Raw genomic sequence first — 14,030 nt, 5'->3', positions numbered from 1 at the left:
ATCTTACAAGTATTGTTTATAGGAAACAAGGATGAACTTTATTATTCACCTTTGTTTTTCTTAATTACTTCTTCTGCAATAGACTTTGGAAGCTCTTCGTAGTGATCAAACACCATCGAGAATACTCCGCGTCCTTGCGTGTTTGAACGTAGTGATGTTGCATATCCGAACATTTCAGCAAGTGGAACCATTGCACGAACTACTTGTGCATTACCACGAGCTTCCATACCTTCAACACGGCCACGGCGTGATGTAATATCACCCATGATATCGCCCATGTATTCTTCCGGAATGATAACTTCTACTCTCATTGTTGGTTCAAGGATTACAGGCTTACATTTTGATGCAGCATTTTTCAAAGCCATTGACGCAGCGATCTTAAATGCCATTTCGTTGGAGTCAACGTCATGGTAAGATCCGTCAAACAGGCGTGCTTTGACATCGATTAGAGGATATCCAGCTAAAATACCGTTATCTAATGAATCACGAACTCCCGCTTCAACTGCTGGGATGTATTCACGAGGAACAGAACCACCAACAACGTTGTTTACGAATTCGAATCCTTTACCTTCTTCGTTCGGACCAAATTCGATCCATACGTGACCGAATTGTCCACGTCCACCTGATTGGCGTACGAATTTACCTTCGACTTCAGCTGACTCACGGAATGTTTCGCGGTAAGAAACTTGTGGTGCACCCACGTTTGCTTCCACTTTAAATTCACGACGTAGACGGTCGACGATAATATCCAAGTGAAGTTCACCCATACCTGCAATGATTACTTCTCCTGTTTCTTGATCTGTATGCGCACGGAATGTTGGATCTTCTTCTTGTAACTTACCAAGAGCTTGGCCCATTTTATCCTGGTCCGCTTTTGTTTTAGGTTCGATTGCTACAGAGATAACCGGCTCAGGGAATACCATTGATTCAAGAATGATCAATTGCTTCTCATCACATAGTGTATCTCCAGTAGTTGTATCTTTCAAACCAACAGCAGCAGCGATTTCACCCGCGTGTACTTCAGAAATCTCTTCACGGCTGTTTGCGTGCATTTGTAGAATACGTCCTACGCGCTCGCGCTTGCCTTTTGTAGAGTTTGTTACATAAGAACCTGCTTGAAGGACACCTGAATAAATACGGAAGAATGTAAGTTTACCTACATAAGGGTCGGTCATAACTTTAAATGCCAACGCAGAGAATGGTGCTTCATCAGTTGATTCACGCACTTCTTCTTCTTCTGTTTCAGGGTTGAAGCCCATCATTGGTGGTACATCAAGTGGTGATGGTAAGTAGTCTACTACCGCATCTAGTACTAGTTGTACACCTTTGTTTTTGAAAGCAGTACCACAAACAACAGGGTAGAATTCAACTGCCAACGTAGCTTTACGAATAGCCGTTGTGATTTCTTCTGTTGTAAGTTCTTCACCGCCGAGATACTTTTCCATAAGATCTTCATCGAAATCTACAATAGCTTCAATTAGGCTCTCACGGTATTTTTTAGCTAGTTCAAGATGTTCAGCAGGAATTTCTTCCACTGTTACATCTGTTCCTAGATCATTGGGATACATAGTTGCCTTCATTTCGATTAAGTCAATAATTCCTGAGAAGTTATCTTCCGCACCGATTGGCAATTGAATAGGGTGTGCATTCGCTTGTAGGCGGTCACGTAGTGTTCCGACTGAATAAAGGAAGTCAGCACCTGTCTTATCCATTTTGTTTACGAAAACGAGACGTGGAACTTTATAGTTTGTCGCCTGGCGCCAAACTGTCTCTGTTTGTGGTTCAACACCTGATTGTGCATCAAGTACCGCTACAGCTCCATCCAATACGCGAAGTGAACGTTCAACTTCAACTGTGAAGTCTACGTGTCCAGGTGTATCGATGATGTTTACGCGATGACCTTTCCATGCTGCAGTTGTAGCAGCTGAAGTAATCGTGATTCCACGTTCTTGTTCTTGCTCCATCCAGTCCATTTGTGATGCACCTTCGTGCGTTTCACCAATTTTGTGGATTTTACCTGTGTAAAAAAGGATCCGCTCTGTTGTCGTTGTCTTACCAGCGTCAATGTGAGCCATGATACCAATGTTACGAGTATTCTCTAGTGAGAACTCTCTAGCCATTTTGTAATCTCCTTCCGTTTCGGATTACTACTGTTGTTTATCCGACCTTACCAGCGATAGTGAGCGAATGCTCTGTTGGCTTCAGCCATTTTATGCATTTCTTCACGGCGTTTAACAGAAGCACCTGTGTTGTTTGATGCATCAAGAATTTCGTTCGCTAGGCGTTCTTCCATTGTCTTTTCTCCACGTGTACGTGAATAGTTTACAAGGTAACGAAGACCTAAAGTTGAACGACGCTCAGGGCGCACTTCAACCGGCACTTGATAGTTAGCTCCACCAACACGACGAGCACGAACTTCAAGAACTGGCATTACGTTGTTTAAAGCTGCTTCGAATACTTCGATTGGCTCTTGTCCAGAACGTTCTTTAACAATTTCGAACGCTCCATAAAGAATCTTTTGAGAAGTACCTTTTTTACCGTCTACCATCATTTTGTTGATAAGGCGGCTTACAAGCTTGGAATTATAAATCGGATCAGGTAGTACATCACGTTTTGTTACAGGACCTTTACGAGGCATAATTAGTTCCTCCTTTCAATATCGTTAGTTTTGTATTACTTCTTAACTTTAGGCTTTTTAGCTCCATACATCGAACGGCTTTGCATACGGCCAGTAACTCCAGCTGTATCAAGTGCCCCACGTACGATATGGTAACGAACACCCGGTAAGTCTTTTACGCGTCCTCCGCGGATTAGTACCACACTGTGTTCTTGCAAGTTGTGGCCTTCACCTGGAATATATGCGTTTACTTCCAATGTATTAGTTAAACGAACACGAGCGTATTTACGAAGCGCCGAGTTCGGTTTCTTAGGAGTCATAGTACCAACACGTGTACAAACACCTCTTTTTTGTGGTGAGTTCACGTTTGTCATTGACTTTTTAAAGCTGTTATAGCTTTTTCCTAGAGCCGGTGACTTAGAATTCTCCGTCTTCGACTTACGAGGTTTACGGACTAATTGATTAATTGTAGGCATTAGGTTGTTCCTCCTTCCAAGCTTTTTATAATACCACACACCCAGGTGGTTCATTTTTAAGTAAAAACAAAGTTTTTGTGCGTGCACACACAAAAACGGGTGACAGTAACACCAGAGATCTCTGCTTACTGTTATTTTATAATGATGAATTGCTTTACGTCTTGCACTAATTTGAAAGAATATATATTCCTTCCAACAAGTTAACGATCAACAACTATCAACCTTTTGTATATTATCATCTCTAGAACATCTTGTCAACAAATTTAAGAAAATAAACGGGAACGATGTCCCGTTTATTTTTATTCAGCTGTAATTGTTTCTTCTGCTTCATCGTGTTGCATTTTAATCTGGCGGTATCTCTGCATTCCAGTACCTGCAGGGACCAATTTCCCGATAATAACGTTTTCTTTCAGACCTAGCAACTCATCTGTTTTACCTTTGATGGCTGCATCAGTAAGAACTCTTGTTGTCTCCTGGAATGAAGCGGCCGACAAGAAGGACTCTGTCTCAAGTGAAGCTTTTGTAATACCAAGAATTACCGGACGTGAAGTAGCTGGAACTTTTCCTGCTAACAACACTTTTGCATTAGCTTCGGAGAATTGGTGAATATCAAGTAACGAACCTGGAAGAAGATCAGTATCTCCCGCTTCAATTACGCGAACTTTACGAAGCATTTGGCGAACCATTACTTCAACGTGCTTATCTCCAATTTCTACACCTTGCATACGGTAAACTTTTTGAACTTCTTTCAACAGATACTCTTGTACTGTCGAAACGTCTTTTACTACGATTAATTGTTTAGGATCAATAGAACCTTCAGTAATAGTTTGTCCACGCTCAACTACATCTCCAACTTCTACGCTCAAACGCGCGTTGTACAATGTAGGATATTTACGTGTTTCCACTTCACCTTCAATAGTGATCTCTTTCAAACCTTCACGGACTTCATCAATTTCAATAACAGTACCTGCTATTTCAGAAATAACCGCGACACCTTTTGGATTACGAGATTCGAAAATCTCTTGGATACGTGGAAGACCTTGTGTAATATCGTCTCCAGCTACTCCACCTGTATGGAATGTACGCATCGTTAACTGTGTTCCTGGTTCTCCGATAGATTGAGCCGCAATGATTCCCACTGCTTCCCCTACTTCTACCGTTTCTCCAGTAGCTAAGTTGATGCCATAACATTTTTTACATACACCATGTTTTGTATTACACGTAAACGCCGAACGAATCGTTACTTCTTCGATTCCCGCTTGAATTACTGTATTTGCTATATCTGCAGTAATCAATCCGTTTTTCGCAAGAATAACTTCACCCGTTTCCGGATGTTTGATGGTCTTCTTCGTGTGACGACCTTCAATACGCTCGAACAATGTTTCAATCATTTCATTTCCTTCAGTTAACGCAGTGATTGCCAGACCACGGTCTGTTCCGCAATCTTCTTCACGAACGATAACATCTTGCGCTACGTCTACTAGACGACGTGTCAGGTAACCTGAATCGGCAGTCTTCAGTGCTGTATCGGCAAGACCTTTACGCGCACCGTGTGTAGAGATAAAGTATTCAAGTACTGTTAGACCTTCACGGAATGAAGATTTGATCGGAAGTTCGATAATCCGTCCAGCCGGGTTGGCCATCAGTCCACGCATACCAGCAAGCTGTGTAAAGTTTGATGCGTTACCACGGGCTCCAGAGTCACTCATCATGAAGATTGGGTTTTCGATATCTAACGAATCCATCAGCTTATTCTGAATAACATCTTTCGCATGGCTCCAATAAGAGATAACACGGTCATATCGTTCTTCTTCAGTAATTAAACCGCGTCGGAACTGTTGAGTAACTTTGTCTACTTTTTCTTGTGCCTCATGAAGGATTTCAGCTTTATTCGGCAAAACTACGATATCAGAAATACCGATTGTGATTCCTGCACGAGTAGAATATTTAAATCCTAGGTTCTTCATTCTATCCAACATTCTAGATGTTTCTGTAATGTGGAAGCGACGGAAGATCTCCGCGATGATTTCCCCAAGAATCGCTTTTTTGAATGGCGTGATCAATTCTGCTTGTTGCAAGTGTTCCTTAACATTCACTGTGCCGTCGATAAAGTACTTGTCAGGTGTTTCCACTTGTAAGTTTTGATTCGTCGGTTCGTTAATGTACGGGAATGTTTCAGGTAAAATCTCGTTAAAAATAATTTTACCTACTGTTGTTAACAACAGCTGACTGTTTTGCTTGTCCGTAAACGTTGGATTTTTAATACTTCCAGCTTGAACTGCAATACGAGAATGCAAGTGAACGTGTCCTGTTTGGTACGCGATTAACGCTTCATTCGGGTCACTAAACACTGAGCCTTCTCCAGTTGCGTTTTTACGCTCGACTGTTAAGTAGTAGTTTCCAAGAACCATATCCTGTGAAGGAGTTACAACTGGTTTTCCGTCTTTCGGGTTCAAAATGTTTTGGGCAGCTAACATCAGTAAGCGCGCTTCAGCTTGTGCTTCAGCAGATAAAGGTACGTGAACGGCCATTTGGTCACCATCGAAGTCAGCGTTATACGCCGTACAAACAAGTGGATGCAATGTAATAGCGCGTCCTTCTACCAACATCGGTTCGAATGCCTGGATTCCCAGACGGTGAAGTGTTGGTGCTCGGTTAAGAAGTACCGGATGTTCTTTAATGACGTCTTCTAAAACATCCCATACTTCGGAATGAAGACGTTCAATCTTCCGTTTCGCACTCTTAATATTATGTGCCAAGTTACGTTCTACTAATTCTTTCATAACGAACGGCTTAAATAGCTCAATCGCCATTTCCTTAGGTAGACCACATTGATACATTTTCAAGCTAGGACCTACTACGATAACTGAACGACCAGAGTAGTCTACACGTTTACCAAGTAAGTTCTGACGGAAACGTCCTTGCTTCCCTTTCAACATATGAGAAAGAGATTTCAACGGGCGGTTACCTGGACCTGTTACAGGTCTTCCGCGACGGCCGTTGTCTACAAGTGCATCTACTGCTTCTTGAAGCATACGTTTTTCGTTCTGAACGATAATACCAGGTGCCCCTAGATCCAATAGTCGCTTTAGACGATTGTTCCGGTTAATAACCCTGCGATACAGATCATTCAAGTCAGAAGTTGCAAAACGTCCACCGTCAAGCTGTACCATAGGACGCAATTCAGGAGGGATAACAGGAAGCACTTCCAATACCATCCACTCCGGACGATTTCCAGAGTTACGGAATGATTCCACAACTTCCAGGCGTCGGATTGCGCGTGTACGACGTTGACCTTGTACTGTTTTTAATTCTTCCTTCAATGAATCCGTTTCTTTATCCAAATCTATCGCACGGAGTAGTTGCTCGATTGCTTCCGCTCCCATTGCCGCCTGGAATTTAGAACCATACTTCTCACGGTATAGACGGTATTCTTTCTCTGAAAGCAATTGCTTACGCTCAAGCGGTGTATCAGCTGGTTCGACTACTACGTAAGACGCGAAGTAGATAATCTCTTCCAACGCACGAGGTGTCATGTCTAGGATCAAGCCCATACGGCTAGGAATTCCTTTGAAATACCAAATATGTGTGACAGGTGCTGCAAGCTCAATGTGACCCATACGTTCACGACGGACTTTTTGACGCGTTACTTCTACGCCACAACGATCACAAACGACGCCTTTATAGCGAACCCGCTTGTATTTTCCACAGTGACATTCCCAGTCTTTCGTTGGTCCGAAGATTCTTTCACAGAATAATCCGTCCTTCTCTGGCTTTAATGTACGGTAGTTGATAGTTTCAGGTTTTTTTACTTCTCCATATGACCAAGAACGAATCTTGTCCGGTGAAGCAAGGCCAATTTTCATATACTCAAAATTATTAACATCGATCAAGGAGCCAACCTCCCTTTAGTCTAATCGCCATAATGGCTTATCAGGCAATTTAACTTGTAGTAGTGCATTCACGTAAGTTGTTCTTCTTACTGAATAGAATAGAAGAGGGTGCTCGAAGCCCTCTTCTATTTGGTTGTGTTTGTTTTATTTATATTTCAGATCGCTTTCCGCTTTTAGTTTAGGCGATTGGCTGATCTTCTTTCATCAAGTTCAATGCGTCAGTTGGTTGCATGTCTTCTTCGTCGTCAAGATCACGAAGCTCAATTTCCTCAAAGTCTTCCGTCAACATTTTTACGTCTAACCCTAAACTCTGAAGTTCTTTGATTAGTACTTTAAATGATTCTGGTACTCCTGGTTGAGGTACGCTATCACCTTTAACAATCGCTTCGTATGTTTTCACACGGCCTACGACGTCATCGGATTTGACTGTTAAGATTTCTTGCAATGTATAAGCGGCACCATATGCTTCTAGTGCCCATACTTCCATTTCCCCGAAACGCTGTCCACCGAACTGGGCTTTACCGCCAAGTGGTTGCTGCGTAACAAGTGAGTACGGTCCAGTTGAGCGTGCGTGTAACTTGTCATCTACCATGTGGGCTAGTTTGATCAAGTACATAACACCAACTGATACGCGGTTATCAAACGGTTCACCTGAACGACCATCGTATAGCATGGTTTTACCGTCACGGTTCATACCTGCTTCTTCCATTGTAGTCCAAACATCTTCCTCGTTTGCACCATCAAATACAGGAGAAGCTGTGTGAATACCTAAACTACGTGCTGCCATACCAAGGTGCATCTCAAGAACCTGTCCAATATTCATACGTGACGGAACACCAAGTGGGTTCAACATGACATCGATCGGCGTACCATCAGGAAGAAACGGCATTTCTGACTCGGGTAAAATACGTGAAATAACACCCTTGTTACCATGACGTCCTGCCATTTTATCTCCAACAGAGATTTTACGCTTCTGTACAATATACACGCGAACTAACTGGTTAACTCCAGGAGACAGCTCGTCGCCGTCTTCACGGTTAAAGACTTTAACATCTAATACGATTCCGCCTGCTCCGTGAGGTACACGTAATGAAGTATCACGCACTTCACGTGCCTTCTCTCCAAAGATTGCGTGTAGAAGACGTTCTTCCGCAGTCAATTCCGTAACTCCCTTAGGTGTTACTTTACCGACTAAGATATCGCCATCGCGAACTTCTGCACCAATACGGATAATTCCTCTATCGTCCAAGTTGCGCAATGCATCTTCTCCGACGTTTGGAATATCACGCGTGATTTCTTCCGGTCCAAGCTTCGTATCACGTGCTTCTGATTCATATTCTTCAATATGAACAGATGTGAATACATCATCTTTTACTAGACGCTCACTCATGATGATCGCATCCTCGTAGTTATAACCATCCCACGTCATGAAGGCAGTTAGAACGTTACGTCCAAGCGCAAGTTCACCTTGTTCCATTGATGGGCCATCCGCAAGAATATCAAGCGGTTTTACACGGTCGCCGACTTTTACAATCGGACGTTGGTTATAACAAGTTCCCTGGTTCGAACGGATGAACTTAGATAAACGACAAACGACAAGATCACCCTTGACTTCTTTACCGCCCACTTCTTCAATACGACGAATACGAATTTCCTTTGCTTCTACATGCTCGATGATACCATGATATTTAGAAACAACTGCCGCACCCGAATCGCGTGCAGAAATATGCTCCATACCTGTACCAACAAACGGCGCTTCAGGATTTAATAAAGGAACTGCTTGACGTTGCATGTTCGCACCCATCAATGCACGGTTGGAGTCATCATTTTCTAAGAACGGAATACATGCAGTAGCTGCAGATACAACTTGCTTAGGTGAAACGTCCATGTAGTCCATTTGCTCGCGGCGGAATACAGTGTTATCCCCTTGGAAACGACCTACGACACCTTCATTAGTAAATGAACCGTCTTCTTCAAGTAGTGCATTTGCTTGCGCTACTACATAGTTATCTTCAATATCTGCTGTCAGATAATCGATTTGAGATGTAACGCGACCTGTTTCAGGATCTACTTTACGATAAGGAGTTTCAATAAAGCCGAATCGATTCACTTTCGCGAATGTAGATAATGAGTTGATCAGTCCAATATTCGGACCCTCCGGCGTTTCAATCGGACACATACGACCATAGTGAGAGTAGTGAACGTCACGAACTTCCATTCCTGCTCGCTCACGTGTCAAACCACCAGGTCCCAGTGCAGAAAGACGACGCTTATGCGTCAATTCAGCCAATGGATTTGTTTGGTCCATGAACTGAGATAGCTGAGAGCTACCGAAAAACTCTTTAATAGATGCAATAACCGGACGGATATTGATCAGTTGTTGAGGTACGATAGATTGAGTGTCATTGATGGACATTCTTTCTTTAACCACACGCTCCATACGAGAAAGACCGATACGGAATTGGTTTTGAAGTAATTCACCAACAGAACGCAAACGACGGTTACCAAGATGGTCAATATCATCCGTATTTCCTACACCATGTAACAAGTTAAAGAAATAACTGATAGACGCTACAATATCCGCTGGAGTAATATTTTTAATAGACTCGTCTACTTCAGCATTGGAAATGACATTGATGACTTGTTTTTCTTCACTTTTAGGCGCGTAGATCTTCAGTGTTTGGATAACCATTGGTTCTTCCAAAACAGATCCTACATGTTCAATCGACTCAGTATTTATACCTTGAGATAAGAATGGTAGTAATTTATCTAATGTACGACGGTCGATTAGCTGATCTTTTTCCACTAATATTTCTCCAGTTTCCGGATCAACGAGTGTTTCAGCAGCTGTTTGGTTGAACAAACGATTTTGCAAGTGAAGCTTTTTATTCATTTTATAACGACCGACATTCGCTAAATCATAGCGTTTTGGATCGAAGAAGCGTGAATACAAAAGACTTCTTGCGCTATCGAGTGTCGGTGGCTCACCCGGGCGAAGTCGCTCATAGATTTCAAGCATTGCTTTTTCCGAGGTTTCAGTGTTATCTTTCTCTAATGAATTCCGTAAATATTCATTATCACCGATTAGGTCGATAATTTCTTGGTCAGTAGAGAAGCCTAGTGCACGCAATAAAACAGTGATTGGCAATTTACGAGTGCGGTCGATACGGACATGCACAACGTCTTTTGCATCTGTTTCATATTCAAGCCACGCTCCACGGTTCGGAATAACAGTAGCGCCAAATCCACGCTTACCGTTTTTATCCGTCTTATCATTATAGTAAACACTTGGTGAACGAACGAGCTGAGAAACGATAACACGCTCCGCTCCATTAATAATGAATGTTCCGTTTTCTGTCATGAGTGGGAAATCTCCCATGAAAACGTCCTGTTCCTTCACGTCGCCTGTTTCTTGGTTATGAAGACGTACTTTTACACGAAGTGGTGCCGCATATGTCACATCGCGTTCTTTTGATTCGTCTACTGGATATTTCGGTTCACCCAGTTTGTAATCAATAAATTCCAAGGACAAGTTACCTGTGAAATCCTGGATAGGAGAAATATCCCGGAACATTTCACGTAACCCTTCTTCCAAGAACCACTCATAAGACGCCGTTTGAATTTCAATCAAATTCGGCAGATCGAGTACTTCTTTGATTCGCGCGAAACTTCTACGCTGACGATGTTGACCATACTGAACTAAATGACCTGTCAACTCATTCACCCCTCATTAAGACAATATTAGTTTTTGCAAAATCAGAAATTCCGCTGTGACTTCGAAAAAACAAAAAGAAAACGAGTTCCGACGAGAGCTCATTTTCGATTTCACAATCTTTATCCAAACATCAATATACCTTTTCCTCTACTACATCACACAAAAGGGCATACAGCTGCAATATAAATATTTATGCATTTAATAATGCTACTACAAGATATTCATCCTGTCAATCTTTTTTGATACCAAAATAAAGTAGCCCTTTTTCTTGGCAACCGTTTCTACATTACCAAACAAGTTCTTCAAGTAATCCATCGTAGACGGAGCCCCTTGTTTCTTTTGAATGACAACCCATAATTCTCCGCCCGTAGCTAACTTTTCATAAGCTCCATCATAGAAAGAAAAGACTGTTTGCTTCCCCGCTCTAATAGGTGGATTGGTTATAATTGCAGCGAAGTCATTTGATACAACTCGATCAACGCCACTACTTTCATAAACTTTTATATTTGAGATTTGATTCTGTTGAGCGTTTGTTTTTGAAAGAGCTAATGCCCGTTCATTCACATCCACCATATGGATCAGTCTCTCAGGAAAATCCGATGCGATAGACAACGCAATTGGTCCATAACCGCAACCTATTTCCAACAAGTCTCCCCCAATGGATGGTTCTTTAAACGTTTCAGCCAGTAATTTTGACCCTTCATCTATACTCCCTTTGCTAAATACACCAGCATCCGTTGTAAATGAAAAGACTTTGTTACGAATCTCGGCTTTCCACTGCTTGGGCGCACTTGAAACTTGGGGATTTTTCGAGTAATAATGGTCTCCCATACATACACCTCCTGCGTAGAGTTATACTATCTGTATATGAAGAAAAAAGCCCGTCAAATAGACGGGCTTTTCTCAGGGAAGTAGAAATTACTTAACTTCTACAGATGCGCCAACTTCTTCAAGTTTAGCTTTCATTTCTTCTGCTTCTTCTTTAGTTGCTGCTTCTTTAACTGCTTTAGGAGCTTCGTCTACAAGAGCTTTAGCTTCTTTCAAGCCAAGACCAGTGATTTCACGAACAGCTTTGATAACTTTGATCTTCTGATCTCCAGCTGATGCAAGGATTACGTCGAATTCAGTTTGCTCTTCAGCTGCTTCTGCAACTGCTCCAGCTGCTGCAACTGGTGCTGCTGCTGTTACGCCGAATTCTTCTTCGATTGCTTTAACAAGGTCGTTTAGTTCAAGAACTGTCATTTCTTTGATTGCGTCTAAAATTTGTGCGTTAGTCATTTTAAGTTCCTCCTGGAAAGTTGTATTTAACCGGCTAGTTTGTTCCGGTCATAGTCAAAATGCGAAATTAAGCACCTTGCTCTTCTTTTTGTTCTGCAACTGCTTTTGTAGCAAGTGCAAAGTTTCGTACTGGCGCTTGAAGAACGCTGAGTAGCATAGACAATAGACCATCGCGAGAAGGTAGAGTAGCCAATGCTTTCACATCTTCAGCAGTTGCGACGTTTCCTTCGATCACACCTGCTTTAATTTCAAGCTTTTCATTCTTTTTAGCGAAATCATTTAAGATTTTAGCTGGCGCTACTACGTCTTCTGTAGAGAAAGCGATAGCGTTTGGACCTGTAAGGTTTTCGTTCAAGCCTTCTAGTCCTGCAACTACTGTCGCACGACGCACCATAGAGTTTTTATAAACTTTGAACTCGATGCCCGCTTCACGTAATTGTTTACGCAATTCTGTAACTTGCGCAACCGTAAGACCACGGTAATCGACAACTACTACAGATGCTGCTGATTGCAATTTCTCAGCAACTTCTGATACGACTGCTTGTTTAGCTTCTAAAATTTTGCTCATGTTGACACCTCCTGGTAATTAGGGTCACTTATACCGATATAAAAAGCCCTCAACGTCTAAGACATGAGGGCAGAAAAGTCGTCATCTTTTAAAAAGAGCGTCTTGTCCTCGGCAGGAGCATTAAGTGGCAAGCCACACCTGCTGTCTTCGGTACAAATGGTTATCATCATAACAAGCGTAATCTTAGCAGATCACTTTGTGCTTGTCAATTATTTTTTAACAGTAACGCTTGACGGATCTACTTTAACAGCAGGACCCATAGTTGTCGTAACGTTTACTGATTTCATGAATGTTCCTTTTGATGAAGCTGGTTTAGCTTTTTGAATAGTTTCAAAGATCGTCAAGAAGTTTTCTTCCAACTTCTCGTTATCGAAAGATGCTTTTCCGATTGGCGCATGGATAATTCCAGCTTTGTCCGCACGGTATTCAACTTTACCTGCTTTGATTTCTTCAATAGCTTTCGTTACATCAAATGTTACTGTACCAGTTTTCGGGTTCGGCATAAGACCTTTTGGTCCAAGTACGCGACCAATCTTACCAACTTCGCCCATCATGTCAGGTGTAGCAACGATTACGTCGAAATCGAACCAACCTTGTTGAATTTTAGCAATAAGTTCTGCATCGCCTACATAGTCTGCGCCTGCAGCTTCTGCTTCTTTAACTTTTTCACCTTTAGCGAATACTAATACGCGTTGTGTTTTACCAGTACCGTTTGGAAGTACAACTGCCCCACGGATTTGCTGATCGTTTTTACGAGTATCAATACCAAGACGGAAAGCTACTTCAACAGTTGCATCAAAATTAGTAGTACTTGTATTTTTAGCAAGTTCAATTGCTTCTTTCGCAGTGTATGTAGCAGTACGATCTACAAGCTTCGCTGCATCTACGAATTTTTTACCTCTTTTAGCCATCAGAATTTCCTCCTCATTTGTGGTTTTAACGGATTAAACCTCCCACTTAATGAAGGCTGCGAATCACAATCGACCGCAGCCTTCACCTTCAAACCATTACTTTATCGTGAAGAACTACTATCAGTCTTCGATTTTGAATCCCATACTGCGAGCAGTACCTTCGACCATTGCCATCGCCGCTTCAACTGACGCCGCGTTTAAGTCTGGCATCTTTTGTTCTGCGATTTCTCTAACTTTATCACGCTTAACTGTAGCAACTTTGTTTTTATTAGGCTCACCTGAACCCTTTTGAACGTTTGCTGCAACCTTTAGCAATACTGCTGCTGGCGGAGTTTTTGTGATGAATGTAAATGAACGGTCCTCGAATACTGAGATTTCTACTGGAATAATTAGACCAGCTTGATCTGCTGTACGAGCGTTAAATTCTTTACAGAATCCCATGATGTTAACACCTGCTTGACCTAATGCCGGCCCTACTGGTGGTGCTGGATTTGCTTTACCAGCTGGAATTTGCAATTTCACTACTTTAGTAACTTTTTTAGCCACGAGACACACCTCCTTAAGTCCGTGAT

General features: G+C 42.1%; 10 protein-coding genes and 1 other annotated feature. All 10 genes read right to left on the bottom strand.

Features of this window, described 5'->3' with window-relative positions; translation table 11 throughout:
- Positions 1–41: 41 nt before the first annotated feature.
- The 10 genes from fusA to rplK all read right to left on the bottom strand — a co-directional run bounded on the left by fusA (position 42) and on the right by rplK (position 14,004).
- Complete coding sequence (gene fusA, locus Q7P97_RS15040; RefSeq protein ID WP_303970347.1) at positions 42–2,120, bottom strand: elongation factor G; 2,079 nt, start codon at positions 2,118–2,120, stop codon at positions 42–44.
- 47 nt (positions 2,121–2,167) lie between these two features.
- Positions 2,168–2,638: a 30S ribosomal protein S7 gene (gene rpsG, locus Q7P97_RS15035; protein ID WP_029053281.1), complete on the bottom strand. Its 471-nt coding sequence runs from the start codon at positions 2,636–2,638 to the stop codon at positions 2,168–2,170.
- Positions 2,639–2,673: 35 nt separating this feature from the next.
- Positions 2,674–3,093 carry a 30S ribosomal protein S12 gene (gene rpsL / locus Q7P97_RS15030; protein ID WP_085132019.1) on the bottom strand — a complete coding sequence of 140 codons (420 nt, stop codon included), beginning with the start codon at positions 3,091–3,093 and terminating at the stop codon, positions 2,674–2,676.
- Positions 3,094–3,392: 299 nt separating this feature from the next.
- Positions 3,393–6,986 carry a DNA-directed RNA polymerase subunit beta' gene (gene rpoC, locus Q7P97_RS15025; RefSeq protein ID WP_099692964.1) on the bottom strand — a complete coding sequence of 1,198 codons (3,594 nt, stop codon included), beginning with the start codon at positions 6,984–6,986 and terminating at the stop codon, positions 3,393–3,395.
- 178 nt (positions 6,987–7,164) lie between these two features.
- Positions 7,165–10,710, bottom strand: coding sequence for a DNA-directed RNA polymerase subunit beta (rpoB, locus tag Q7P97_RS15020; protein ID WP_303970339.1), 3,546 nt, complete (start codon positions 10,708–10,710; stop codon positions 7,165–7,167).
- 201 nt (positions 10,711–10,911) lie between these two features.
- Positions 10,912–11,532: a class I SAM-dependent methyltransferase gene (locus Q7P97_RS15015; protein WP_303970336.1), complete on the bottom strand. Its 621-nt coding sequence runs from the start codon at positions 11,530–11,532 to the stop codon at positions 10,912–10,914.
- 87 nt (positions 11,533–11,619) lie between these two features.
- Positions 11,620–11,979 carry a 50S ribosomal protein L7/L12 gene (gene rplL / locus Q7P97_RS15010; protein ID WP_085427471.1) on the bottom strand — a complete coding sequence of 120 codons (360 nt, stop codon included), beginning with the start codon at positions 11,977–11,979 and terminating at the stop codon, positions 11,620–11,622.
- A gap of 67 nt (positions 11,980–12,046) precedes the next feature.
- Complete coding sequence (gene rplJ, locus Q7P97_RS15005; RefSeq protein ID WP_303970332.1) at positions 12,047–12,547, bottom strand: 50S ribosomal protein L10; 501 nt, start codon at positions 12,545–12,547, stop codon at positions 12,047–12,049.
- 30 nt (positions 12,548–12,577) lie between these two features.
- Positions 12,578–12,716, bottom strand: a sequence feature (ribosomal protein L10 leader region).
- A gap of 40 nt (positions 12,717–12,756) precedes the next feature.
- Positions 12,757–13,458, bottom strand: coding sequence for a 50S ribosomal protein L1 (gene rplA / locus Q7P97_RS15000; RefSeq protein ID WP_099692966.1), 702 nt, complete (start codon positions 13,456–13,458; stop codon positions 12,757–12,759).
- A gap of 120 nt (positions 13,459–13,578) precedes the next feature.
- Complete coding sequence (rplK, locus tag Q7P97_RS14995; RefSeq protein WP_029053289.1) at positions 13,579–14,004, bottom strand: 50S ribosomal protein L11; 426 nt, start codon at positions 14,002–14,004, stop codon at positions 13,579–13,581.
- Positions 14,005–14,030 lie beyond the last annotated feature (26 nt).

This window comes from Sporosarcina ureae, assembly GCF_029267015.1.
Classification (GTDB): domain Bacteria; phylum Bacillota; class Bacilli; order Bacillales_A; family Planococcaceae; genus Sporosarcina; species Sporosarcina ureae_D.
The sequence above is the reverse complement of the archived record's forward strand: the minus strand, read 5'-3'. Positions and strand labels throughout refer to the sequence as shown.

What these genes read in the sequence shown, in the direction of transcription:
- fusA (WP_303970347.1), bottom strand. Translation starts at nt 2,120, where the DNA reads ATGGCTAGAGAGTTCTCACTAGAGAATACTCGTAACATTGGTATCATG.
- rpsG (WP_029053281.1), bottom strand. Translation starts at nt 2,638, where the DNA reads ATGCCTCGTAAAGGTCCTGTAACAAAACGTGATGTACTACCTGATCCG.
- rpsL (WP_085132019.1), bottom strand. Translation starts at nt 3,093, where the DNA reads ATGCCTACAATTAATCAATTAGTCCGTAAACCTCGTAAGTCGAAGACG.
- Q7P97_RS15015 (WP_303970336.1), bottom strand. Translation starts at nt 11,532, where the DNA reads ATGGGAGACCATTATTACTCGAAAAATCCCCAAGTTTCAAGTGCGCCC.
- rplL (WP_085427471.1), bottom strand. Translation starts at nt 11,979, where the DNA reads ATGACTAACGCACAAATTTTAGACGCAATCAAAGAAATGACAGTTCTT.
- rplJ (WP_303970332.1), bottom strand. Translation starts at nt 12,547, where the DNA reads ATGAGCAAAATTTTAGAAGCTAAACAAGCAGTCGTATCAGAAGTTGCT.
- rplA (WP_099692966.1), bottom strand. Translation starts at nt 13,458, where the DNA reads ATGGCTAAAAGAGGTAAAAAATTCGTAGATGCAGCGAAGCTTGTAGAT.